The 24,475-nt window shown below is 72.1% G+C and carries 19 protein-coding genes; 14 read left to right on the top strand and 5 right to left on the bottom strand.

Annotation, left to right across the window (positions count from 1 at the left end):
* Positions 1 to 382: 382 nt before the first annotated feature.
* Positions 383 to 925 (bottom strand): hypothetical protein, encoded by a 543-nt coding sequence (locus tag ABT063_RS25320; RefSeq protein ID WP_351060490.1) that lies wholly within the window; start codon positions 923 to 925, stop codon positions 383 to 385.
* Positions 926 to 1,253: 328 nt separating this feature from the next.
* Here ABT063_RS25320 and fmt point away from each other — a divergent pair, with 328 nt between their 5' ends.
* Both fmt and ABT063_RS25310 read left to right on the top strand, forming a co-directional pair.
* A complete protein-coding gene (gene fmt / locus ABT063_RS25315; RefSeq protein WP_351060488.1) occupies positions 1,254 to 2,186 on the top strand; it encodes a methionyl-tRNA formyltransferase in 933 nt (310 codons plus the stop codon).
* Positions 2,187 to 2,248: 62 nt separating this feature from the next.
* A complete protein-coding gene (locus ABT063_RS25310; protein WP_351060485.1) occupies positions 2,249 to 3,667 on the top strand; it encodes an RsmB/NOP family class I SAM-dependent RNA methyltransferase in 1,419 nt (472 codons plus the stop codon).
* Here ABT063_RS25310 and ABT063_RS25305 read toward each other — a convergent pair.
* Positions 3,648 to 5,786, bottom strand: coding sequence for an MMPL family transporter (locus ABT063_RS25305; protein WP_351060482.1), 2,139 nt, complete (start codon positions 5,784 to 5,786; stop codon positions 3,648 to 3,650). The two genes, ABT063_RS25310 and ABT063_RS25305, sit on opposite strands and share 20 nt — an antisense overlap.
* Positions 5,787 to 5,920: 134 nt before the next feature.
* On the opposite strand from ABT063_RS25305, the gene rpe reads away from it, so the two are divergent.
* The 4 genes from rpe to ABT063_RS25285 all read left to right on the top strand — a co-directional run bounded on the left by rpe (position 5,921) and on the right by ABT063_RS25285 (position 10,211).
* Positions 5,921 to 6,607 carry a ribulose-phosphate 3-epimerase gene (gene rpe / locus ABT063_RS25300; RefSeq protein ID WP_351060479.1) on the top strand — a complete coding sequence of 229 codons (687 nt, stop codon included), beginning with the start codon at positions 5,921 to 5,923 and terminating at the stop codon, positions 6,605 to 6,607.
* Between the two features lie 78 nt (positions 6,608 to 6,685).
* On the top strand, positions 6,686 to 7,729 hold the full coding sequence (locus ABT063_RS25295; RefSeq protein ID WP_095754458.1) for a sugar-binding transcriptional regulator: 1,044 nt from the start codon (positions 6,686 to 6,688) through the stop codon (positions 7,727 to 7,729).
* Between the two features lie 68 nt (positions 7,730 to 7,797).
* Positions 7,798 to 8,100, top strand: a complete 303-nt coding sequence (locus ABT063_RS25290; RefSeq protein ID WP_351060475.1) for a barstar family protein — start codon at positions 7,798 to 7,800, stop codon at positions 8,098 to 8,100.
* Positions 8,101 to 8,201: 101 nt separating this feature from the next.
* Complete coding sequence (locus ABT063_RS25285; RefSeq protein WP_351060473.1) at positions 8,202 to 10,211, top strand: tetratricopeptide repeat protein; 2,010 nt, start codon at positions 8,202 to 8,204, stop codon at positions 10,209 to 10,211.
* Between the two features lie 82 nt (positions 10,212 to 10,293).
* Here ABT063_RS25285 and ABT063_RS25280 read toward each other — a convergent pair whose 3' ends face one another.
* Positions 10,294 to 11,886: a translation initiation factor 2 gene (locus ABT063_RS25280; RefSeq protein WP_351060470.1), complete on the bottom strand. Its 1,593-nt coding sequence runs from the start codon at positions 11,884 to 11,886 to the stop codon at positions 10,294 to 10,296.
* A 355-nt stretch (positions 11,887 to 12,241) separates the two neighbouring features.
* Here ABT063_RS25280 and ABT063_RS25275 point away from each other — a divergent pair, with 355 nt between their 5' ends.
* The 7 genes from ABT063_RS25275 to ABT063_RS25245 all read left to right on the top strand — a co-directional run bounded on the left by ABT063_RS25275 (position 12,242) and on the right by ABT063_RS25245 (position 21,203).
* Positions 12,242 to 12,694, top strand: a complete 453-nt coding sequence (locus tag ABT063_RS25275) for a hypothetical protein (RefSeq protein ID WP_351060467.1) — start codon at positions 12,242 to 12,244, stop codon at positions 12,692 to 12,694.
* A gap of 206 nt (positions 12,695 to 12,900) precedes the next feature.
* Positions 12,901 to 14,340 (top strand): GuaB1 family IMP dehydrogenase-related protein, encoded by a 1,440-nt coding sequence (locus ABT063_RS25270; protein WP_351060464.1) that lies wholly within the window; start codon positions 12,901 to 12,903, stop codon positions 14,338 to 14,340.
* 559 nt (positions 14,341 to 14,899) lie between these two features.
* Complete coding sequence (locus ABT063_RS25265) at positions 14,900 to 16,375, top strand: amino acid permease (protein ID WP_351060462.1); 1,476 nt, start codon at positions 14,900 to 14,902, stop codon at positions 16,373 to 16,375.
* 36 nt (positions 16,376 to 16,411) lie between these two features.
* Positions 16,412 to 16,864 (top strand): Lrp/AsnC family transcriptional regulator, encoded by a 453-nt coding sequence (locus ABT063_RS25260; RefSeq protein WP_351060460.1) that lies wholly within the window; start codon positions 16,412 to 16,414, stop codon positions 16,862 to 16,864.
* Between the two features lie 120 nt (positions 16,865 to 16,984).
* Positions 16,985 to 18,142: an MFS transporter gene (locus tag ABT063_RS25255; protein WP_351060544.1), complete on the top strand. Its 1,158-nt coding sequence runs from the start codon at positions 16,985 to 16,987 to the stop codon at positions 18,140 to 18,142.
* A gap of 511 nt (positions 18,143 to 18,653) precedes the next feature.
* Positions 18,654 to 19,442: a carbon-nitrogen hydrolase family protein gene (locus ABT063_RS25250; RefSeq protein WP_351060458.1), complete on the top strand. Its 789-nt coding sequence runs from the start codon at positions 18,654 to 18,656 to the stop codon at positions 19,440 to 19,442.
* A gap of 48 nt (positions 19,443 to 19,490) precedes the next feature.
* Complete coding sequence (locus ABT063_RS25245; protein ID WP_351060455.1) at positions 19,491 to 21,203, top strand: flavin monoamine oxidase family protein; 1,713 nt, start codon at positions 19,491 to 19,493, stop codon at positions 21,201 to 21,203.
* Positions 21,204 to 21,224: 21 nt separating this feature from the next.
* On the opposite strand, the gene ABT063_RS25240 is transcribed toward ABT063_RS25245, so the two are convergent.
* A complete protein-coding gene (locus tag ABT063_RS25240; RefSeq protein ID WP_351060452.1) occupies positions 21,225 to 21,911 on the bottom strand; it encodes a DUF5995 family protein in 687 nt (228 codons plus the stop codon).
* A 172-nt stretch (positions 21,912 to 22,083) separates the two neighbouring features.
* On the opposite strand from ABT063_RS25240, the gene ABT063_RS25235 reads away from it, so the two are divergent.
* On the top strand, positions 22,084 to 23,223 hold the full coding sequence (locus tag ABT063_RS25235) for a glycoside hydrolase family 6 protein (protein WP_351060541.1): 1,140 nt from the start codon (positions 22,084 to 22,086) through the stop codon (positions 23,221 to 23,223).
* 33 nt (positions 23,224 to 23,256) lie between these two features.
* Here ABT063_RS25235 and ABT063_RS25230 read toward each other — a convergent pair whose 3' ends face one another.
* The gene (locus tag ABT063_RS25230) at positions 23,257 to 24,468 is read right to left on the bottom strand and encodes an MFS transporter (protein WP_351060449.1); all 1,212 of its coding nucleotides are present in this window, start codon (positions 24,466 to 24,468) and stop codon (positions 23,257 to 23,259) included.
* Between the last annotated feature and the right edge of the window lie 7 nt (positions 24,469 to 24,475).

Below are 24,475 nucleotides of genomic sequence, written 5' to 3'. Positions count from 1 at the left end.
GGGTTGAGGTGGTGCTCGGGGCCGCGTGCGTGTGTGCCTTGGCCGGGGCGGTGTGGCGCGGCGGGGGTGGGTCGTTCAGCCCGGCGCGGATTGACGGCGTCGGCGGGGCGGGGTCACAGGGTGCCGCCTGCTGTCCGGTCACTCGGCGTTGGCGCTTGGCGGGGGTGGTCGCGCGGCCCGGCGCCGGCGGGGTGCCGCCCTCTTTGGGCCGGGAGCCGCCCGTGGGGCCCCAGGCCCTTAAGGCACTGGGGGAGGCACGACTGCCCGCAGCTGGGCGGCATCGGTTGGCCGCGGCGGGGTGGGCGGCATCGGCCGAGCGGGGCATGTGGTGGTATGCGTCTGCCCTCCCGGGCGCGTCCCGGGAGGGCAGGAGAGGGGTGTGTCAGCCGTTGCGGGGGGCAGGGAAGGCGGTCGGCCTGGCCTCGTCTCGCAGGGACGGACTGCCTGCCGTCGGCTGGGTCGGCATGGAGCGGGCGGCGGGGACCGTGGGCACCGTGGAGATGCCGGTGCCCACGCTGACCGGGCGGGTGCCCGTGGGCTCCGGGGCCCGCTCGGCCTCGGCCGCCGCCTGGGCCGCGGCGCGGCGGGCGCCGTAACGGCGATGGACCGCCTGCTTGGTGACTCCGAGGGCGGAGCCGACCGCGTCCCACGAGAAGCCGAGTGAGCGGTCGAAGTCCACGGCGGCCGTGACCAGGGTCTCGACACTGTCCCGCAGTTCCTGGGCGAGACGGACTGTCGGGGCGGGGGCGCGTCCGTAGACGACGAAGCCCGTGGAAGGGCCGGAGCGGCGCGGGCGGTAGACGTTGCCCAACTGGGCGGTGAGCGTGCGCAGTGCGTCCACCTGCCGGCGGACCCGCTCGATGTCCCGCACCAGCAAGTGCAGGCTGGCCCGAGCCTGGGCGTCGTGGGTTGCGTGGTCGGCCATGAACAAGCCTCTCGAACCGGCGTTGAAAAGGATTGGGCCGCGCGATGTGTGGCCCGTTGTGGTCAACTCTTTCTTGACCAACGCGGATTCGCTCCGCGGGTCACGCAGTGGGGGCGTGTGGGCATATGCGTACGCCCCCTGCGCTGGGGGTGTGCGCCTCGGCCTTCGGCCTCGGTTTTTTCTCCCACCCGCGCACCACCCGTTTCCAGTTGGCCAAGAGGCTGGGCTCTCCCGTGGGGGCCGTTCACCGTCGGCGGCTGGTTCCTCCGTGGTCATAGACTTGTGCGTTGCCCGCAGCCAACCCCGCCCGAGAGGCCCCACCCCACCCATGAAGCTCGTCTTCGCCGGTACCCCCGAGGTCGCCGTTCCCGCTCTGGACGCTCTGCTCGCCTCCGGGCGGCACGAGGTGGCCGCCGTCGTCACGCGGCCCGACGCGCCGGCCGGACGTGGGCGCAGGCTCGTCGCGTCGCCCGTCGCCGAGCGGGCCGTGGAGGCCGGGATCGAGGTGCTGAAGCCCGCCAAGCCGCGGGATCCGGAGTTCCTGGAGCGGCTCAAGGAGATCGCCCCGGACTGCTGCCCGGTCGTCGCCTACGGTGCCCTGCTGCCCCGCGTCGCCCTCGACATCCCCGCCCACGGCTGGGTCAACCTGCACTTCTCCCTCCTGCCCGCCTGGCGCGGGGCCGCGCCCGTGCAGCACGCCATCATGGCGGGGGACGAGATCACGGGGGCCTCGACCTTCCTCATCGAGGAAGGGCTCGACTCCGGGCCCGTCTACGGGACGGTGACCGAGACCATCCGGCCCACCGACACCAGCGGCGACCTGCTCACCCGGCTCGCCTTCGCGGGCGCCGGGCTGCTCGCCGCGACCATGGACGGGATCGAGGACGGCACGCTGAAGGCCGTACCGCAGCCGGCCGAGGGCATCACCGTCGCGCCGAAGATCACCGTCGAGGACGCCCAGGTGGACTGGGCCGCGCCCGCGCTGCGCGTCGACCGGGTGGTGCGCGGGTGCACCCCGGCTCCCGGCGCCTGGACCACCTTCCGGGACGAGCGGCTCAAGCTCATCCAGGTCCGGCCGGTGCCCGAGCGGACCGACCTCGCCCCCGGCGCGCTCGCCGTCGGCAAGAACGACGTCCACGTCGGGACGGGGTCGTACGCCGTCGAGCTGCTGTGGGTGCAGGCCCAGGGCAAGAAGCCGATGAAGGCCGCCGACTGGGCGCGCGGGGTGCGCATCGGCGACGGCGAGACCCTCGGCGCGTGACGCGGGGCGCGCGGACTTACGCTTGACGCGTATCCACCGCTGAAATCCGGAGCACCTTTTTCGTGAGTGAGCAGCCCCGTCGGCCCCGCAAGACCGGCAAGCCCTACCGTCGGCCGCAGAAGGACCCCGTCCGCATCCTCGCCTTCGAGGCGCTGCGGGCGGTGGACGAGCGCGACGCGTACGCCAACCTCGTGCTGCCGCCCCTGCTGCGCAAGGCGCGGGAGAAGGGCGACTTCGACGGGCGGGACGCCGCCCTCGCGACCGAGCTCGTGTACGGGACGCTGCGGCGGCAGGGGACGTACGACGCCGTCATCGCCGCGTGTGTCGACCGGCCGCTGCGGGACGTCGACCCGCCGGTGCTCGACGTGCTCAGCCTGGGGGCGCATCAGCTGCTCGGGACGCGGATCCCGACGCACGCCGCCGTGTCCGCCTCCGTCGAACTCGCCCGTGTCGTACTCGGCGACGGGCGGGCCAAGTTCGTCAACGCCGTGCTGCGGAAGGTCGCCCAGGACGATCTCGACGGGTGGCTCGAGAAGGTCGCGCCGCCCTACGACGACGACCCCGAGGACCACCTCGCCGTCGTGCACTCGCATCCCCGCTGGATCGTCTCCGCGCTGTGGGACTCGCTCGGCGGCGGGCGCGCCGGAATCGAGGAGCTGCTGGAGGCCGACAACGAGCGGCCCGAGGTGACCCTGGTCGCCCGGCCCGGGCGGTCCACCACCGACGAACTGCTCCGGGAGGACGCCGCCGTGCCGGGACGCTGGTCGCCGTACGCCGTACGGCTGGCCGAGGGCGGCGAGCCCGGTGCCGTGGAGGCCGTACGGGAGGGCCGGGCGGGTGTACAGGACGAGGGCAGTCAGCTCGTCGCTCTCGCGCTGGCCAACGCGCCCCTCGAAGGGCGGGACGAGAAGTGGCTCGACGGGTGTGCCGGGCCCGGCGGCAAGGCCGCCCTGCTCGCCGCCCTGGCGGCCGAGCGCGGGGCCGTGCTGCTCGCCGCCGAGAAGCAGCCGCACCGGGCCGGGCTCGTGGCGAAGGCGCTCGACGGGAATCCCGGGCCCTATCAGGTCATCACCGCCGACGGGACCCGGCCGCCGTGGCGGGCCGGTTCCTTCGACCGGGTGCTGATGGACGTGCCGTGCACGGGTCTGGGTGCCCTGCGGCGGCGGCCCGAGGCCCGGTGGCGCAGGCGGCCGGAGGACCTGGACGGGTTCGCGCCGCTGCAGCGTGCCCTGCTGCACACCGCGCTGAACGCCGTACGGGTGGGCGGCGTCGTCGGCTACGCCACCTGCTCGCCGCATCTCGCCGAGACCCGGGCCGTCGTGGACGACGTGCTCAAGCAGCGCCCCGAGGCCGAACTCCTCGACGTGCGGCCCCTGTTGCCGGGTGTGCCGGACCTCGGCGACGGTCCCGACGTCCAGCTGTGGCCGCATCTGCACGGGACCGACGCCATGTATCTGGCGGTCATTCGGAGGACTGGCTGACCCTCTCCGCCTCGGCGACCGCTGGTGCCCCGCCGTCCTCGCGAGCCAGCCGGTGCGGCCACCACACCTTCGGGCCGACGTCCAGGAACAGGGACGTGACCAGCACCGACCGCACGATGAACGTGTCCAGCAGCACGCCGAGCGCCACCGCGAAGCCGATCTCCGCGAAGGCGACCATCGGGAGCGTGCCGAGGGCGGCGAAGGTACCGGCCAGGACCAGGCCGGCGGAGGTGATCACCGCGCCTGTCGCCGCCAGGCCCGTCACCACGCCGGGGCGGGTGCCCTGGCGGGCCGCCTCCTCGCGGATACGGGTGGTCAGGAAGATGTTGTAGTCGATGCCCAGCGCGACCAGGAAGACGAAGACGAAGAGCGGGAAGTCCGTCGACTCGCCCGCGTAGTCGAACAAGTACCGGAACGCGAGCGCGCTGATGCCCAGCGCGGCCGCGAACGACAGGATCACCGTTCCGATCAACAGCAGCGGGGCGATCAGGGCGCGCAGCAGCACGCACAGGATCAGCAGGACGACGACCAGCACCAGCGGTATGATCAGCACGTTGTCGTGCGTGGTCGCCTTGTCCATGTCCAGCAGCGCCGCCGTACCGCCGCCCACCTGGGCGTCGGCGTCCGGCACCGCGTGCACGGCGTCCCGGACCCGCTCCACGGTCTGCTTCGCGGCCTCGCTGTCGGCCGGATCGGTCATCGTGGCCTCGAACAGCACCTTGCCCTCGAAGGAGGGTTTGGTACCCGGTGGCAGGCCCAGCGACTCGGGGACGACTCCCTCGGTGGCGGCGACCGCCTCGCCCACCTGCCGTGCCTGCGCCTGGTTGCTGATGACGACCAGCGGATCGCCGCTGCCCGCCGGGAAGTACTGCTCGGACACCTCCTGGCCGACGATCGAGTCCGGCTTGCCGGTGAACGCGTCCGCGTTGCTGATCCCCTCCGCGCGCAGCTGGATCAGGCCGAGCGAGCAGACCGCCAGGACCACCGCCGTAACGCCCCAGACCATGCGCGGGCGGCCGGCGATACGGCGGCCCATGCGGGCCCAGACGCCCCGGTCGGCCGGGTTCGGCGTGCCGAGGTGCGGGATCACCGGCCAGAAGATCCAGCGGCCGAAGATCACCAGCAGGGCCGGGAACAGGGTCATCATCGCCAGCAGTGCGACCGCCACGCCGATCGCCGCCACCGGGCCGAGACCGCTCGTCGAGTTCATCTCGGCCGCCAGCAGCACCAGCATGCTCAGCACGACCGTCGCGCCGGAGGCGAGGACCGCCGGGCCCGCGCGGTGCAGGGCCAGCGCCATCGCCTCGTGCCGGTCCTCGTGGCGGCGCAGCTCCTCTCGGTAGCGGGCCACGAGCAGGAGCGCGTAGTCCGTGCCCGCGCCGAAGACGAGGACCGTCAGGATGCCCGCACTCTGGCCGTTGACCGTCAGGCCCGCGTGTTCCGCCAGCAGGTAGATCAGGGCCTGTGAAGTGAACAGAGCGACGATCACCGCGAGGAGGGGGACCAGGAGCAGGGAGGGGCTGCGGTAGGTGAGCAGCAGCATCACGATGACGACGGCCATCGCGGAGATCAGCAGGGTCGAGTCGATGCCCTCGAAGGCCTCGGAGAAGTCCGCGGACGTGCCGCCCGGCCCCGTGATGTGGACAGCGAGTCCGCCGCCGCCCTCGCCGACGTCGTCGCGGATGGAATCGACCGCGGGCGCGATCCGCTCCCAGCCCTTCTCGTCCATGGTGATCGGGACGAAGATCTGGGCCGCGCGCGGATCGGTCTGCCGGTCGAAGACCGGGCCCCGGGTCTCGGCACCGCGGATGCCGTGGTCGCGCAGCTGCTTGAGCCGCGCCACGTCCTCGGTGATGGCCGCCCGGTCCTGCGCCGTCAGCCCGCTCTCACGGGCGTAGACGACGACCGCGGGGATCTGCTCCGGCCTGAAGTCCTCGGAGAGTTCCAGGACTTGGGTCGATTCGGCCGAGCCGGGCAGCCAGGAGGCCGCGTCGTTGTCCTGGGCGTCGGTCAGCTTCTGGGCGAACGGCGCCGTCAGGAACAGCACCACCAGCCACAGCACCAGCCACTTGGCCCGCCGTCCGCACACCAGGTGCGCGATGCCTCGATTCCCGGTCATAGCCACCCCCGCGGCTGCATATCGCCCCGGTCGGCCGCCCAGCACGGCACGCACCGCCCCGACGCAACATCCGATGAACTGCTTAGGTTTGGACCGACGCGAACATTCGTGCCCGGGCATGGCAGTCTTGGGGCATGGCCGTGCAGATCAACCCCAGCATCCTGTCCGCCGACTTCGCCCGCCTCGCGGACGAGGCGAAGGCGGTGGAGGGAGCCGACTGGCTCCACGTCGACGTCATGGACAACCATTTCGTCCCGAACCTCACGCTCGGTGTGCCGGTCGTGGAGTCGCTGGCCGGTGCGACGGACACCCCGCTGGACTGCCATCTGATGATCGAGGCCCCTGATCGGTGGGCGCCCCAGTACGTGGAGGCGGGGGCCGGTTCCGTCACCTTCCATGTCGAGGCGGCCGCCGCTCCGGTACGGCTCGCCCGGGAGATCCGGGCCAAGGGCGCCCGCGCCTCCATGGCGCTGAAGCCCGCGACGCCGATCGAGCCTTACGAGGACCTGCTCCCCGAACTCGACATGTTGCTGATCATGACGGTCGAGCCGGGCTTCGGGGGTCAGGCGTTTCTCGACATCATGCTTCCGAAGATCCGCCGCACTCGCGAGTTGATCAGCAAGCACGGTCTTGAGTTGTGGCTCCAGGTCGACGGCGGGGTTTCGGCCTCCACCATCGAGCGGTGCGCGGACGCGGGAGCCGACGTCTTCGTCGCGGGATCGGCGGTTTACGGGGCATCGGACCCGGCCGAGGCGGTACGTGCACTGCGCAACCAGGCGGAGGCGACGACGGCGAAGGCGAGCTGGGCGTGCGACCACTGAGCCAAGGGAACGTGAACGGCTCCTATCAGGGCTGATCAAGAGCGCCGGATCTGCAAGGATGAACGGCGAATCCAGAGTGTGAACAGCAGTGAGGAGATCGCCGTGTCGGGTATGTCGGCGGGCCGGTCAGCCATGCGGATGGGACCCGCTGAGCTGGTGCAGGCGGCGGCCATGGCCCGCCGCTTCTACCTCGAGGGCAAGTCCAAGATCCAGATCGCGGAGGAGTTCGGCGTCAGCCGCTTCAAGGTGGCCCGGGTCCTGGAAACCGCCCTCGAACGGGATCTCGTACGTATCGAGATCCGCGTGCCGGCCGAGCTGGACGCCGAGCGCTCCGACGCGCTCCGCGCCCGCTACGGCCTCAGGCATGCCGTCGTGGTCGAGTCCCCGGCCGAGGCCGAGGAGACACCCGACCCCGAGAACCTGGGAGAAGTGGCCGCCGACCTGCTCGGCGAGCTCCTGAACGAAGGTGATGTGCTGGGCCTGGCCTGGGGCCGGTCCACCATCCACATGGCCGCGGCCCTGGACCGGCTGCCGCCGTGCACGGTGGTGCAGCTGACGGGCGTGTACGACGCCGGGACCGCCGAGCGCGGCTCGGTCGAGGCCGTCCGCCGGGCCGCCCAGGTCTCCGGCGGCGACGCCCACCCCATCTACGCGCCGATGCTGCTGCCGGACGCGGCCACAGCGCAGGCGCTGCGCCACCAGACCGGGATCGCCCGGGCCTTCGAGTACTTCGACAAGGTCACGGTCGCCTGCGTGTCCATCGGCTCCTGGGAGCCGGGCATCTCCACGGTGCACGACATGCTCAGCGACGAGGAACGCTCGCACTACGCCTCGCTCGGCGTCGCCGCCGAGATGTCCGCCCACCTCTTCGACGCCGAGGGGCGCCGGGTGGGACGGGACCTGGGCGAGCGGTGCATCACCGTCAAGGCCGACCAGCTCCGCCGTATCCCCGAGGTCGTCGCGATCGCGGGCGGGCAGCGGAAGGCGGCGGCGATCGACGCGGTGCTGCGGTCCGGGCTCGTCACCAGCCTCGTCACCGACACGTCGGCGGCGGACGCCCTGATGACCATGGGGCCGACGCCGAGGCCCGCGCTGAACAGGTCCGACCCGGACGGGCCCTGACAGAAGGTGATCCACACTCCGACGATCACCGCGACTCGTTCAGGGCAGTACTGAAGGGCGGTACCGAGATGACGGAACGCGTGGTCACGCTGGACCTCGACGGGGTCACGGACAAGGCGGACCTGATGGACCGCTGCGTCCGCGCCCTGGCGTTGCCGGACTGGTTCGGCCGCAACTGGGACGCGCTGGCCGACAGCCTCACCGACCACACCGTCTGGCCCGAGGACGCCGTAGAGAAGGGGCTGCTGGTCGTCGTACGGAACTGGCGGCCCTACGCGACAACGCGCCCGGACGAGTGGGACGTGGCCCAGGAGGTGTTCGCCGAGGCGGCCGGCCGCGAGCCGCTGCTCCAGGTGGCGCTGGAGCTGTGACGAGCCGTGTCCCGCCCCGCTGATGGCGTATCAACTCCCGTCTGCGGATAGGCTCCTGCCGGATCGTGCCAGGCAGCGAGGCGAACGGGGTTGGGCGACGCATGGTGTACCAGATTCCTCCGGAACCAGCGCACTTCGTCGACCGTGACGAGGAGCAGGCGCGGGTTCTGCGGGCCGTCGCGGAGCGTCAGGAACGGCGGCCGGGCGCGCGGCCGTTGTGCTTCGCGGTCAGCGGATACGCCGGCACCGGCAAGACGGAACTGGCCTTCCGGCTGGCCCGCAGCGTCCAGGAGCGGTACCCGGACGGCGTGCTGTACGTCGACCTCGACGAGGTGCGCCACGACGACGGCGGCGTGGATGTCGCCGACGTCCTGGGCGATCTGCTGCGTGCCCTGGAGTCGGACTGGATCGCCCCGGTCTTCCGGGAACGAGCCCGGCAGTACTGGTCGCTGACCCACGGCAAGCGGCTCGTCCTCGTCATCGACAACGCCCGCTTCGACACCGAGGTCGAACCGCTCCTGCCCAGCTCGGGCGAGAGCCTCGCGATCGTCACCAGCCATGGACCGCTGTACGACCTCCAGGCCGGCGCCGCCGTGGACCTTCCCCTGGATCCGCTGGCGCAGGCCCACGCGCTGGAGCTGCTCGAGCGGGTGACGCGCGATGAGCGTCTCGCGGCCGAGCCGGAGGAGACGCGCAGACTGCTGGGGCTGTGCGCGGGCCTGCCCGCCGCGCTGCACGTGGCCGGCCGCTGGCTGCGCCGCCATCCGCGGCGACCGCTGCCCCGCTTGCTGCGGTCGCTGACGGCCGAGCTGCACGAGAAGGGCATCCCGATGGTGGAACGGGTCTGGGACGCGGCCTACGGCGGTCTGAGCGCCGAAGCCGCCCGGCTCTACCGGCTGCTCGCCGACTTCCCCGGCCCCTCCTTCACCCCGGCCGCCGCCGACGTGCTGCTCGGCAGTGGCGCCGAGGCCGCCGAGGACGCGCTGGACGAGCTGCGCGAGGCGGGGCTCCTGGACGACAGGGGCGCGCAGGACGGCCGTGCACGGCTGCCCGAACTGCTGCGGGCCCACGCCCGGCGCCGGGCCGAGGCCGACGGCGACGAGGCCGAGCGGGACGCGGCGCGGCGGCGGATCGTCCGCTGGTACCTGCGCCAGGCACAGCGCGCCGACCTGCTCGCCGCGGGCCGTCGGCTGACCCTCGGCTCCGCCGTGCCACCGGTGCCGGGCACGCTGGACGTGCTGTTCGAGCGGCCCGGCGACGAGCCGCATGCCGGGAAGAGGCGGGCCTACCAGTGGCTGGAGTCCGAGCGGCACGCGCTGTTCGCCTGTGTCCGCATCGCCCACGCGGTGGGCGTCGAGGGCGAGTGGGGCACCGACGAGGCCTGGGCGCTGTGCGAACCCCTGTGGACGCACTTCCTGGATCACCCGCACTATGCCGACCACATCGACGCCTTCCGGACCGGCGTGGCCGCCGCGCAGCGCGCCGGTGACGTCCGGGCCGTCATCCGCGTGCGGTGCCAGCTCGCCCGGCCGCTGTGGGAGCAAGGGGAGTTCGAAGCGGCGGACCGTGAACTCTCGCACGCGCTGCGCGCCGTGGAGGCCGCCCTCGGGAACTCCAAGGACGAGCGCAAACTCGCCGCGTCCGCCAGGGAGTTCCGCGGGATGCTGCGCGCGGCGCAGGGCGACTGGGCGTCCGCGGCGGACGAATTCGAGGCATCGCGCGCCGAGCACGCCGGGATCGACAACGCGTACGGCGTCACGCTTCAGACGTACCGCCTGGGCGAAGCCCTCGGTCACGTCGGTGAGTTGGAGCGCGCGGCGGAGCTGTTGGCTCAGGCGCGGGCGGATTTCGAGGAGGATGGCCGGATCCGCCTCACCGCGCGTGCGGAGTACGCCCTGGGCGGTGTTCTGGCGCGGCTCGGCCGGGCGGACGAGGCGCGTGAGCTGTATCTGACCGCACTGGCCGGATCGCGGGGGCGCGGTGGCTCCCGCGACGAGGTCCGGGTCCTGGAGGCACTCGCCGAACTGGCCGCGGGGCAGGGCCGGGAGGCGGAGGCCGAGGAGCACCGCGCGGCGGCCCGGGCGGTTCGGGAGCGGTGCGGGTTGCTCTGATCGAGAGGGCTGCTGGGGCCGCTGTGGGTGGGGCTGTGCGGTTTCGTCCGCGGTGGCGGGGTGAGCCTTACGGCGAGGGCCGCTACTGGAGGGGCAGTGCGGCTTCGTCCGCGGTGGCGGGGGACAGCCGTACGGCGAAGGTGCGCGAGCCGATCGCGCAGGTGAGGGACGTGCGCGCGAGGTCGGCCCGCTCGTCGGTGAGCGTGGCGTGCACGGCGGAGAGCACCGCCGCCGGATCTGCGTACGCCAGCCCGTCCGCCTCCGTGCAGGGGTCGATGCGGACGGACAGCAGTGGGCCGGAGCCGTGCCGGACCAGGCAGTGGGTGTCCGACACGATGACCGCGGAGGTCCGGCGGCCTCCCGGGTGGTCCGCCAGGACCCGGACGGTCCAGTCGGCCGCCGTGCGTACCGTTCCGCTGCTGTGCGCCCCGGCCGGGCCGGTCCTGCGGTAGAGGAGGGCGGCGCTCTGCGTGTGTCGCACGCTCGCGGTGCCGACCTCGGCCGCGAGGTGATGGGCGGGGGTGGGCGGTGCGAAGTGGGCGGGATGCCGTGTCACGTGGACGAGCTCCCCGTCACCGTGCCGGATGCGGACCGCGAACGCGTACGGCGTGACGGGCGCCGGTGACGGGTCGGGGAGCAGTCGGGGAACGACGGGCGCGGAGGGCGGCTCGACGCCGATGAGCGCGTACAGCTCCGCCCGCAGCCGCTCCAGCCCGTGCCCGTGCTCGGCGAACACGGTGTCGGTGAGGGCGCGCATGGTGCCGGGGCGGTGGCTGAGGTTGCGGATTGCCGCTGCGATGCCGCCGGGGTCTCCCCGACCTTCGGGGCCGTCGAGGCCTTCGGGATCGAGGGCGGCGAGGCGTGGGACCCGGTTCAGCAGGGTGGCCATGGGGCTGTCGGGGAGCAGCTCGGCACCGCCGTCGTAGGCGCCGAGGACGGGGCGGTCGAGGGCCGCCGCGTACAGGGCCGCCGAGCCGTGGTCGGTGATCACCGCGTCCGCGGCGATCATGACCGCGGCCCACTCCTCGTACGCGTCCGGCAGGAGAAGACCGGCGTCGCGAGCCGGGGCGAGGCGCTGCTCCAGCTCGAACCTGCCCAGCTCTACCCGCTCGTTGGGGTGCAGGACCAGGGCGAGCTGGTACTCGTCGTGAGGCAGTACGGCGGCCAGCTCGGCGGGCAGGGAGGGGCGGCGGCGGATCAAGGACTCCTCGCCCCAGGTGGACGCGAGCACGACCAGCGTGCGGGTGCCGGTGCGCAGGGCGGCTCGGTAGCGGTCCCGTCGGCCGGCGGAGTCGAGGAAGCGTTCCAGGAGGGGGTCGCCGACGACCGCGGAGCGGGCGGCCGCCTCCGGGCTGACCCTGGCCAGGCGGGAGACCTGGCCGGGGTGGGCGAACGCGTAGAGGTCGGCGAGGAGGGTGCCGTCGGGCAGCAGGAGGTGGGCGGGGTCGAGACCGGACGCGGAGTCCTGCGTGCCCTCCTCGGGGAGGGACTTGTTGAAGCCGGCGCCGTGCGGGAGCAGGGCCCGGGGACCGTGCGGCGCATGGAGGTCGCCCTTGGGAGAGGCGGCGAGGATCAGGTCGAAGCGGCGGCTCGTGGCGTGTGCCCAGGGCAGGGTGCGTGCGCCGGCCCGCTCTATCGCGGTGAGGGCGTCGGTGGAGAAGTCGGAGCCGGGCACGAGGGTGAAGAGGCGCTCGAAACGGTGGTCACCCGCGAAGACCGGGAGTGTGTCGAGCAGCCGATGCAGAGCGTTCTGCGAGCGCGCCGCGAACAGAATCGCCCGTCGCCCGTCGCCCGTCGCCCGTCGCCCGTCGCCCGTCGCCCGTCGCCCGTCGCCCGTCGCCCGTCGCCCGTCGCCCGTCGCCCGTCGCCCAAGTGTTTCCCCATCCTATCGGCCGCTACCTGCCGTGTACCGAGTTTTCGCAGATCGGCGCCCCTTTTGCAGATCCTGTCGGGAGCGGCGAGGCGATGGTACCCGGGGCCCGATCGGCCCTCGCGACCACCGCGGGACGGGGCCCAGGCAGAATGCGTCCATGAGTGAGTGGCTCGTCGCGCTGTTCGCGGCGCTCGTCGGGGCCGGCGCCGCGCTGGCCGGCAGTCTGATCTCCGCGAGGTCCACCCGCGCGGCCGGTGAGCGGCAGGCGGAGGCCGCGCTGCACACCCTGCGGCTGAGCCTCGAGGAACAGCGCGCTGTCCGCGTTCTCGACCAGCGTCGGCAGACCTACGTCCGCTTCCTGGAAGCCGCCGACGCCGTCGCCGTCACGCGCAGGACGGGGGAGGGACAGCCGAGCGACCTCTCCGACCTTCAGCGGGCCTACGGAGTCGTGCTCCTGGAAGGCCCGGCCGAGCCGGCGGCCGCGGCGCACGCACTGATGGAGGGCTTCCGCAAGCACGCGTCCCTCGGCGAACTCGACACGCACAGAAGGGAGTTCATCGAATCGGCGCGTGCCGCTTTGTCCGAGGCCGGGCGCGGGGCGGGCTCCTAGCGGCTCCCAGCGGTTCCCAGCGGCTTCCGGCGGCCCGGCGTCCGACCGGATCCGGCTCCTGGAGATTCCTCCGAATACCCCTCTGACCTGCCTGGACGATCCGCCCGGGCATCGCATTCCGGCCGACATGGGACAATGAAGTACGTGCTCTTCCCCCTGGCTGACCTGTCCGGGGGCCACCTCTGATCGACTGGGATGTGCAGCACGTGCGTTTCCTCAATGACATCCAGCCCGCGTACGACCTGACGTACGACGACGTCTTCATGGTCCCGAGCCGGAGCGCGGTGGGCTCGCGGCAGGGCGTGGACCTCAGCTCCCCGGACGGCACGGGCACCACGATCCCGCTCGTCGTCGCCAACATGACCGCCATCGCCGGGCGCCGTATGGCGGAGACCGTGGCCCGGCGCGGCGGACTCGTCGTCATACCGCAGGACATCCCGATCGACGTCGTCACCGAGGTCATCTCCTGGGTGAAGAGCCGCCATCTCGTCCTGGACACCCCGATCGTGCTGGCCCCGCACCAGACCGTCGCCGACGCGCTGTCCCTGCTGCCGAAGCGTGCGCACAACGCCGGTGTGGTCGTCGATGAGGAGCAGCGGCCGGTCGGTGTGGTCACCGACCGCGACCTGAGCGGCGTCGACCGCTTCACCCAGCTCGAAGTGGTCATGTCCAAGGACCTGTTGCTGCTCGACGCCGACATCGACCCGCGCGAGGCCTTCAACCGGCTGGACCACGCCAATCGTCGCTACGCGCCCGCCGTCGACAAGGACGGCCGCCTCGCCGGAATCCTCACCCGCAAGGGCGCCCTGCGCGCCACGCTGTACACGCCGGCCACCGACGCGCAGGGCAGGCTGCGGATCGCCGCCGCCGTCGGCATCAACGGCGACGCCGCGGGCAAGGCCGAGCAGTTGCTGGACGCGGGCGTCGACACGCTCGTCATCGACACGGCGCACGGCCACCAGGAGTCGATGCTCAGCACGATCAAGCTGGTGCGCGACCTCGACCCGCGGGTCCCGATCGTCGCGGGCAACATCGTCGCCGCCGAGGGAGTCAGGGATCTGGTCGAGGCGGGCGCGGACATCATCAAGGTCGGTGTCGGCCCCGGCGCCATGTGCACCACCCGCATGATGACCGGCGTCGGCCGTCCGCAGTTCTCCGCGGTCCTGGAGTGCGCCGCCGAGGCGAAGAAGTACGGCAAGCACGTATGGGCCGACGGCGGTGTCCGCCACCCGCGCGATGTCGCCATGGCGCTCGCGGCCGGTGCGTCCAACGTGATGATCGGGTCCTGGTTCGCGGGCACGTACGAGTCCCCGGGCGACCTCCAGCAGGACGCCGAGGGGCGCTTCTACAAGGAGTCCTTCGGCATGGCCTCCGCGCGTGCCGTGGCCAACCGCACGTCGGAGGAGTCGGCGTACGACCGCGCCCGCAAGGCGCTGTTCGAGGAGGGCATCTCCACCTCCCGCATGTTCCTCGACCCGGCCCGCCCGGGCGTCGAGGACCTGATCGACTCGATCATCGCGGGCGTCCGCTCCTCCTGCACCTACGCCGGCGCGGGCTCCCTGGAGGAGTTCGCCGAGAAGGCCGTCGTCGGCATCCAGAGCGCCGCAGGTTACGCCGAGGGCAAGCCGCTGCACGCCAGCTGGTGAACCGACTCGCCTTCGTACGGCCCCCGTTGACCCGTCCCTCGGGAAAACCGGGGGCCGTACGCATGCCCGGGCACCTACGGTCGCCGCATGGACATCACCGCCTGCCGCGCAGAGGACCTCGACGCGCTGGAGCGCTGTATGCCCTCGCACAGTGTCGACGGCCGTCACGCCGCTCGCTTCGCACGGCAGGAGGCGGGTGACAGCAGCTGTCTCGTCCCGTGGCTGGACGGGCGTCGCCGAGGGTGTACGGCAGGAGCAGGCCGATCCCCGAGTGTTCCTGGTCAAGTCCCTGCGCTGATCAGCCCGTACGAAGTCCCGTACGAGCAGTCCCGCACGCAACGCTCCAAAGCCCCCGCGCAACGAAGACCCGCCCACCCGCGATGAACGCAACGATCTTGCAGCGGAGCGCAAGGTTGCTGCATTACAAGGGCAACGCTTTCCACCGTAGGGTCATGCGCTGTACGTGGCGTGGCGGGGACCCCGCTCGGTGGGTTCCTGCTCGCGCAGGGGTGCCGCCGGTTCCCGCCGCCCTCAGAGGCAGCGACAAAGGAGTCAGCGCGTGCTCGACCAAGGCGCACCCCCGGACCACCGCAACCGGACAGCCCCCGCGTCCCCGGGTGTCGGTGCGCGTCTCATGCGCCGCAAGCCCGTGGAAGGCCTGGTCGCCGAGGGTGGCCAGGGCGAGGGAGGCAATCTGCGCCGCACCCTCGGGCTGTGGCAGCTGACCATGATCAGTATCGGTGCCACTCTCGGCACCGGCATTTTCGTCGTCCTCGGCGAGGCCGTCCCCAAGGCCGGCCCGGCCGTCACCCTGTCCTTCGTGATCGCCGGTCTCACCGCGCTCTTCTCGGCCCTGTCCTACGCCGAGCTGGCGGGCACCATCCCGGTCGCCGGGTCCTCGTACTCGTACGCATACGCAACGATGGGCGAACTGATCGCCTGGGTCTGCGGCTGGTGTCTGGTCCTGGAGTACGGCGTCTCGGTCGCCGCCGTGGCCGTCGGCTGGGGCGAGTACCTGAACGAGCTGCTCGACGGCACCATCGGCGTCACCATCCCCGCCGCGTTGTCGGCCCCGCCCGGCGACGGCGGCGTCTTCAACCTGCCGGCGCTCATCGTCGTACTCCTGGCCATGGCCTTCCTGCTCGGCGGCGCCCGCGAGTCCGCCCGCGCCAACACGGTCATGGTCGTCGTGAAGATCGCCGCGCTGGTGCTGTTCTGCGCGATCGGTGTCCAGGGCTTCCGCTCCGGCCACTACGAGAACTTCATGCCGCTCGGCATGGCGGGCGTCAGCGCCGCCGGTGCCACGCTCTTCTTCTCGTACATCGGCTTCGACGCCGCCTCCACCGCCGGCGAGGAGGCCAAGAACGCGCAGCGCGACCTGCCGCGCGCGATCATGCTGTCGCTCGTCATCGTCACGGCCCTGTACGTCCTCGTCGCCGCCGTCGCCGTCGGCGCGAAGCCCTGGGAGAACTTCACCGACTCCGAGGCCGCCCTCGCCCAGATCATGCGCGAGGTCACCGGCCAGACCTTCTGGGGCACGCTGCTGGCGTTCTGCGCGGTCATCGCCATCGCGAGCGTCGTCCTGACCGTGCTGTACGGCCAGACCCGCATCCTCTTCGCCATGTCCCGGGACGGCCTGGTGCCCAAGGTGTTCGCCCGCGTCCACCCGAAGACCGGCGCACCCCGCGCCAACACACTGATCGTGTCCCTGTTCTGCGGTGTCCTCGCCGCGGCCGTCCCGCTCGGCCAGCTCGCCGACGCGACCAGCATCGGCACGCTGTTCGCCTTCGCGCTGGTCAATGTCGCGGTCGTGGTGCTGCGCCGGACGCGGCCCGACATGCCCCGCACCTTCCGGGTGCCGCTGTCGCCGCTCCTGCCCGCCCTGGGCTTCGCCTTCTGCCTCTGGATGATGGGCAGTCTGTCCGCCGTCACATGGGTGGTCTTCGGGGTCTGGATGGCCGTCGGGCTCGTGTTCTACTTCGTATACGGCTATCGCCGCTCCCGGCTCGCACCACCTCGCACCACCGACTCGTAACACCTGAGACAACACCTGAGAAGTGATCCACCCACCGTGCTGAACGATCTCGACGAACGCATCGTGCACGCCCTCGCCGAGGACGCCCGCCGCTCCTACGCGGACATCGGGCAGCTGGTCGGTCTCTCCGCGCCCGCCGTGAAACGGCGCGTGGACCGGCTGCGCGCCACCGGGGCCATCACCGGCTTCACCGTACGGGTGGACCCGGCGGCCCTCGGCTGGGAGACCGAGGGGTTCGTCGAGATCTACTGCCGGAGCAATACCTCGCCGGAGACCATCCAGCGGGGCCTGGAGCGCTACCAGGAGGTCGTGGCCGCGTCGACCATCACCGGCGACGCGGACGCGATCGTGCAGGTCTTCGCCTCCGACATGCGGCACTTCGAACGGGTCCTGGAGCGGATCGCGGGGGAGCCGTTCGTGGAACGGACCAAGTCCGTGCTGGTGCTGTCGCCGCTGCTGCGCCGCTTCTCGTCGGGGTCGCCCACGTAGAGCGGCGGTCGCCCGTCCGGAGCGGTGGTCGCCGCGTAAAGCGGTGGCCGGATGCGCCGGACGCGTCCTAGCATCGGTGTCATGACCTGGCGACATTGACCCACCACCCGTGCCACCGGCCTGCGGCGGCTGACGTCCACGCTGTACGGCTACGCGTTCCTCGACGACTTCGTCCTGCTCTACCCGGTGTACGCGCTGCTGTTCAGCGACACCGGACTGTCCGTCGGGCAGATCTCCTCCCTCTTCGCCCTGTGGTCGATCACCGGCGTGCTGCTGGAGGTCCCCTCCGGCGCCTGGGCCGACGCCGTCTCCCGACGGCTGCTGCTGTGGATCGGCCCGCTGTTCACCGCGGCCGGCTTCGCCCTGTGGGTGATCGTCCCGTCGTACTGGGCCTTCGCGCTCGGCTTCGTCCTGTGGGGAACGGGCGGAGCCCTCTGCTCCGGCGCGCTGGAGGCGCTGGTCTACGACGAACTGGACCACCTCGGCGCCGCCGACCGGTACGCGCGTGTCATGGGCCGGGCCCGGGCGGCGCGGGTGATGGCCACGATGGCGTCGGTGGGACTGGCCGGGCCGGTCTTCACGCTGGGCGGCTACCAGGCCGTGGGGGCGGCGAGCGTGCTGGCCGCCCTGCTGACCGCGGCGATCGCGACCCGCTTTCCGGAGCACCGGGTGGCCCCGGCGTCCGGGGAAGACGGCTGGGCCGCGACCCTGCGGGCCGGCCTCGCCGAAGCCCGCGGGGACCGGTCCGTACGCGGCGCCCTCCTGCTCGTCCCGGCCGTCGGCGCGGTGTGGGGCGCCCTCGACGAGTACACGCCCCTCCTGGTCCGTGACCTCGGCGTGGCGGAGGAGACGGTGCCCTATCTGATCCTGCTGATCTGGGCGGGAGCCACGGCCGGCAGCCTGCTGGCCGGAGCGGCCGAACGCCTCGGCACGGCCGGACTCGCCGTCCTGCTCGCCGGCGGAGCGCTCGCCCTGGCCGCGGGCGCCGTGGCGCGGACACCGGCCGGCATCGGTCTCGTGGCCCTCGCCTTCGGCGCCTTCCAGCTGGCGGACGTGCTCGCGGACGTCCGACTCCAGCAGCGCATCGACGACGCCCGCCGGGCCACCCTGACCTCCGTGGCGGGCCTGGGCACCGACCTGGGCACGGTCGCCGTGTACGGCGTGTACGGGATGCTCGGCACGACGGCGGCGCACGGCACGGTCTTCGCGCTGTTCGCGGTGCCGTACCTGGTGACGGCGTTGGTGCTGGTGGGTGGTGCGCGGGCGGCCGGGGCGTGACTCTGACGTGGCTGAGGCCTCCGTGCGGAGGGTCGCCTGCGCAGCGAGTCGTCGCTCGGTCCGGGGCGTGCGCGGCAGGGTGTCATCGATGGGCTGTTCGTGGTGTCGTACTTGTTCGTGGTGTCGTACTTGCTGGCGGGCGGTGCACGGGCCGCCAAGGTGTAGCTCTGACGTGGTTGAGGCCTTCGTGCGGAGGGTCGCCTGCGCAGCGAGTCGTCGCTCGGCCCGGGCGTGCGCGACAGGGCGTCGTCGATGGGCTGCTCGTGGTGTCGTACTTGTTCGTGGTGTCGTACTTGCTGGCGGGCGGTGCACGGGCCGCCAAGGCGTAGCTCTGACGCGGTTGAGGCCTTCGTGCGGAGGGACGTCTGCGCAACGAATCGCCGTCCGCCCCGAAGCGCACGCAACGATCAGCGCACCGGCGCGCAACGGCTCCTTCTTGTCCGCCCGAGCCCGCCGCCCGTACCGTCTACGTGGCCCCTCCAACCACTCTTCCGCCCGGTGAGGAACACGCATGCGCACCGCCCTGCTCCAGAGCTCCGGCCGCCCCGGCGCGACCGTCGAGAACCTCAAGGTCCTCGACGAGGCCGCGGGCCGGGCCGCCGCCGCGGGCGCCGGGCTTCTGGTCGCGCCGGAGATGTTCCTCACCGGGTACGCGATCGGCGACGACATCGGCCGCCTCGCCGAGCCCGCCGACGGCGAGGCCGCGGACGCGATCGCCGAGACGGCCACCCGGCACGGCCTCGCGATCGCCTACGGCTACCCGGAGCGCGCCGCCGACCAGGTCTTCAACTCCGCCCAGCTGATCTCCGCCGACGGCACCCGCCTCGCGAACTACCGCAAGACCCACCTCTTCGGCTGCTTCGAACGCGACCACTTCACCCCGGGCCAGCAGGCCGTCGTACAGGCCGAGTTGGACGGTCTGCGGGTCGGCCTGATGATCTGCTACGACGTCGAGTTCCCGGAGAACGTGCGCGCCCACGCCCTCGCCGGCACCGACCTGCTCCTGGTGCCGACCGCGCAGATGCACCCGTTCCAGTTCGTCGCCGAGTCCGTCGTGCCGGTGCGCGCCTTCGAGAACCAGATGTACGTCGCGTACGTGAACCGGGTCGGCCGGGAAGGGGAGTTCGACTTCGTCGGGCTCTCCACCCTCGCCGGACCCGACGGAGTCGCCCGCACCCGGGCCGGCCGCGGCGACGAACTGCTCCTCGCGGACGTCGACCCCGCCTTCCTCGCCGCATCCCGCGAGGCGAACCCGTATCTGAAGGACCGCCGTCCCGGCCTCTACGGGTCCCTCGTCTGACGATCCCACCCCCGCCGTACCTTTCTTTTTGCAAGGAGTCCGTACCCCATGACGTCCACCGTGCCCAACGCCGTCGAGCACGCAGACGAGCAGCAGCCGCCGATCACCATGTTCGGCCCGGACTTCCCGTACGCGTACGACGACTTCCTCGCCCACCCGGCGGGCCTCGGGCAGATACCCGCGACCGAGCACGGCACCGAGGTCGCGGTCATCGGCGGCGGCCTGTCCGGCATCGTGGCCGCCTACGAGCTGATGAAGATGGGCCTCAAGCCCGTCGTCCACGAGGCCGACCGGATCGGCGGCCGGCTGCGGACGGTCGGCTTCGAGGGATGCGACCCGTCCCTCACCGCCGAGATGGGCGCGATGCGCTTCCCGCCGTCCTCCACGGCCCTCCAGCACTACATCGACCTGGTCGGGCTCCAGACCCGGCCGTTCCCCAACCCCCTCGCGGAGACGACCCCTTCGACCGTCGTCGACCTCAAGGGCGAGTCACACTACGCCGAGACGATCGACGACCTGCCGCAGGTCTACCGGGACGTGGCGGACGCCTGGAACCGCTGCCTCGAAGAGGGCGCCGACTTCTCCGACATGAACCGGGCCCTGCGCGAGCGGGACGTGCCGCGCATCCGCGAGATCTGGGCGAGGCTCGTCGAGAAACTCGACAACCAGACCTTCTACGGCTTCCTCTGCGACTCGGATGCCTTCAAGTCCTTCCGACACCGCGAGATCTTCGGCCAGGTCGGCTTCGGCACCGGTGGCTGGGACACCGACTTCCCCAACTCCATCCTGGAGATCCTGCGCGTCGTCTACACCGAGGCCGACGACCACCACCGCGGCATCGTCGGCGGCTCCCAGCAGCTGCCGCTGCGCCTGTGGGAGCGGGAGCCGGAGAAGATCGTGCACTGGGCCTACGGGACGTCCCTGAAGTCCTTGCACGACAACGGCGTGCCCCGCCCCGCCGTGACCCGGTTGCACCGCACCGCCGGCAACCGGATCACCGTGACCGACGCCAACGGCCACGTCCGCACCTACCAGGCGGCCGTCTTCACCGCCCAGTCCTGGATGCTGCTGTCGAAGATCGCCTGCGACGACTCCCTCTTCCCGATCGACCACTGGACGGCGATCGAGCGGACGCACTACATGGAGAGCTCGAAGCTCTTCGTCCCCGTCGACCGGCCGTTCTGGCTGGACAAGGCCGTCGACGACAGGGGAAATCCGACCGGCCGGGACGTCATGTCGATGACCCTCACCGACCGTATGACGCGCGGCACCTACCTCCTCGACGACGGCCCCGACAAGCCCGCCGTCATCTGCCTCTCCTACACCTGGTGCGACGACAGCCTGAAGTGGCTGCCGCTGTCCGCGAACGAGCGGATGGAGGTCATGCTGAAGTCGCTCGGTGAGATCTATCCGAAGGTCGACATCAGGAAGCACATCATCGGCAATCCGGTGACGGTCTCCTGGGAGAACGAGCCGTACTTCATGGGCGCGTTCAAGGCCAACCTGCCCGGCCACTACCGCTACCAGCGGCGCCTGTTCACGCACTTCATGCAGGACCGGCTGCCCGAGGACAAGCGGGGCATCTTCCTGGCCGGCGACGACATCTCCTGGACGGCCGGCTGGGCCGAGGGCGCCGTGCAGACCGCGCTGAACGCGGTCTGGGGCGTCATGCACCACTTCGGCGGCACGACCGACCCCACGAACCCCGGCCCGGGCGACGTGTACGACGAGATCGCGCCGGTCGAGCTGCCCGAGGACTGAGCCGGACAACGCACGGCCGGATCAGTCCGGAAGCGGCGTGAGCAGCATGCGTCCGGCGAGGCCCACCGCCGCGTCCAGGCGGTCGGTGAACTCCTCGGCGACCTCGGGCAGCCGGCGCAGCGCCCACAGGGCCCGCGCCGCGGTCCAGGTGGCGTCCCGGGCCCGCTCCAGGCTCCACGCCCCGAGCAGATGGGTGAGCGGGTCGGCGATCTGGAGGACGTCGGGACCCGGCATCAGATCTTCGCGGATGCGCTCCTCCAGCGAGACGAGGAGGTCGCCCACCCGGTCGAACTCGTCCTCCACGTCGGCGGGTTCGCAGCCGAGCGTACGACAGGTGTCCACGACGGCCAGCGCCAGGTCGTGCCCGATGTGCGCATTGATGCCCGCGAGCGCGAACTGCAGCGGTCGTACACCGGGATGGTGGCGGAACTGGAACAGGGGCCGCCAGCAGGCCGGCGGTCGCCGCTCGTCGGCCGCCGCGTCGACGGCGGCCAGATAGCGTTCCGCGAACCGCACGTCCAGCGTGATCGCGGCCCGAGCGTCCAGGAACCGCCCCCTGTCGATGTGCCGGTCCACCGCCTCGGTGACGGCGAGGTAGACGCGGTTGAAGACGGCGAGGCCGTCCCGGGCCGGCAGGGCCGAGTCGAGCGCGCGCATACGGGAGATGACCGCGTCGACGGGTGTGGTGAATTGTTCGCATTGCACCATGGGGGCAGAGTCGCAGCTTTAGGCTGGCCCGGGTACCGGCGGGCCCGACGCTTCCCCAGAACGGGGGAACGCACCCGTCGTGGGGGAGGGGGAGCAAGAGGTGTCAGGCTTACGTGCCCAGCGCCTTGCCGCACGTCGGGCCGAGCGCAGGCGGGCCGCCCGGCGTGGCGCCATGGTCGCGGCGGCCTCCGTCGTCGTCGCGGTCGGCACGGCGACCGGGATGCTGTCCGCGCTCGACGACCGGCGCGGCTCCGACCAGGCCAGACCCCAGGTGACCGACTCGCCGCGCCTGGCACCGCTGCCCGCCGTATCGTCGGGATCGCCCTCGACCAGTGCGTCGGCATCCCCGTCTGCGAAGAAGTCCCCGAAGGAGAAGGACATCAGCCCCACGCCGTCACCGACGAAGACGGAGACGGAGCCGGAGGGGAAGCCGCAGACCGCCGCCGCCTCCACCCGGCTCTACCGCCACCCCGCATCCCAGGTGCTCGACTGGGTGCGCGCCCACACCGACGACCCGCGCCACGCGGTCATCGAGTCCCGTATCGCCGACCACCCGGCGGCCGTCTGGTTCGCCGACTTCACGCCGTCGACCATCACCGCACGGGTCCGCGCCGTCACCTCGGGCGGTGCCGCGCAGGGCCGGGTGCCGGTGGTCGTGCCGTACGCGATCCCGGGCCGCGACTGCGGCGGGCACTCCGAGGGCGGGGCGCCGGACCTCGCCGCGTACGACGACTGGATCGACGCCTTCGCCGCGGGGCTGGGCTCCGGGGGCGTCATCGTGATCCTGGAACCCGACTCGGTCGCCCAGGCCGAGTGCCTCTCCTCGGGCGAACGGACCCGCCGCTTCGCCTCGTTGGCCCGCGCGGGCCGCGTCCTGAAGGCCGCCAACCCCAACGCGCGGGTCTACTACGACGCCGGCCACTCCGGCTGGAACCCGCCCGCGAAACAGGCGGGGTGGCTGAAGCGGGCCGGCGCCGCCTCGGACACCTCCTCCGACGGCGTCTTCAGCAACGTCTCCAACTTCCACCGCACGTCCGACGAGATCGCCTACGACCGACAGGTGCTCGACGCCCTGGGCGGTCCGGCGAGTCTGGGCGCCGTCGTCGACACCAGCCGCAACGGCAACGGCGCCCCGGCCGACGGCGAGTGGTGCGATCCGGCCGGCCGGAAGATCGGCCGGGCGCCCACGCTGAACACCGGGGAGGCGCGGATCGACGCCTACCTGTGGGTCAAGTTGCCGGGGGAGTCGGACGGCTGCAAGGGCACGCCGGGCACCTTCTCGCCGTCGTACGCCTACGACTTGGCGCGCTGAGCCTCGCCGTCGGCATGTCGTACCGCCCGGAGTTCAGGGCCGCGGATCCGGAACCGCCGCGGCCTGTGAACCGACCTTCGGCCGGTCACGGTCGCCCGCGCGCAGTACGCCCGCGAAGGCCACGAGCCCGCAGGACAGCAGGGTCACCAGGCCGAACGACACCATCAGGCTGGTCGCCTGAGCCAGACCGCCGATCGCGCTGGGCGCGATCAGACCCGAGGTGTACGTGATCGTCGCGACGCCCGCGATGGCCAGGCTGGCGTTCGGACCGCTGCGGCCCGCCGCGGCGAAGCAGAGCGGGACGACGACGGCGATGCCCAGGCCCATCAGCGCGAACCCGGCCATCGCCACCGCCGGATGGCCCGCGACGACGATGAGCACCCCGCCGAGCGCGGCCAGCACCCCGCTCACGCGGACCGTGCGCACCGAGCCGAACCGGTCCACCACCTTGTCGCCGGCGATCCGGGCGATCGCCATCGTGAGCGTGAAGCCGGTCGTGCAGGCCGCCGCGAGCCCCGCCGAGCTGTCCAGCTGGTCGCGCAGATAGACCGCGGACCAGTCCAGGCTCGCGCCCTCGGCGAACACCGCGCAGAACCCGACCGCGCCGATGAGCAGCGCCGACTTGGGCGGCAGGGCGAACCGGGGCGGCGGCTCCTCGTCCTCGGCGGGCTGCAGGTCGAGCACCCAACGACAGGCCAGCACGCCGAGGAGCGTGAGGACGGCCGCCGCAAGGGCGTGGTGCAGCCGGGCATCCGATTCCAGGTGCGCGGCGAGCGTGCCCGCCGCCGAACCGACCAGCGCGCCCGCACTCCACATGCCGTGCAGGCCGGACATGATCGAACGGCTCAGGCGGTTCTCGATCTCGACGCCGAGCGCGTTCATCGCCACGTCCGCCATGCCCGCCGTCGCGCCGTAGGCGAACAGGGCCAGGCAGAGAGTCAGCAGGTTCGGGGCGAGGGACGGCAGGATCAGCGACAGCGTCCACAGGGCGATCAGGCCGCGCAGGGCGTTCCGGGCGCCGAAGCGGTGGCTGATGCTGCCCGCGAGCGGCATCGCCACGGACGCGCCGAGCGCGGGGAAGGCCAGGGCGAGCCCCAGCTGCCCCGCACTCACCGACGCATGGTCCTGGATCCACGGCACCCGCGTCGCGAACGAGCCGGTCACGGCGCCGTGCACGGCGAACACGGCGGCCACGGCGTACCGGGCCCGCCTCACCTCACGCTGCGCGTAGTGCACTTCGCCCATTCTCCCG

The organism is Streptomyces sp. NPDC002838, assembly GCF_040295365.1.
Classification (GTDB): Bacteria; Actinomycetota; Actinomycetes; order Streptomycetales; family Streptomycetaceae; genus Streptomyces.
This window is presented reverse-complemented; position numbering and strand designations above follow the sequence as displayed.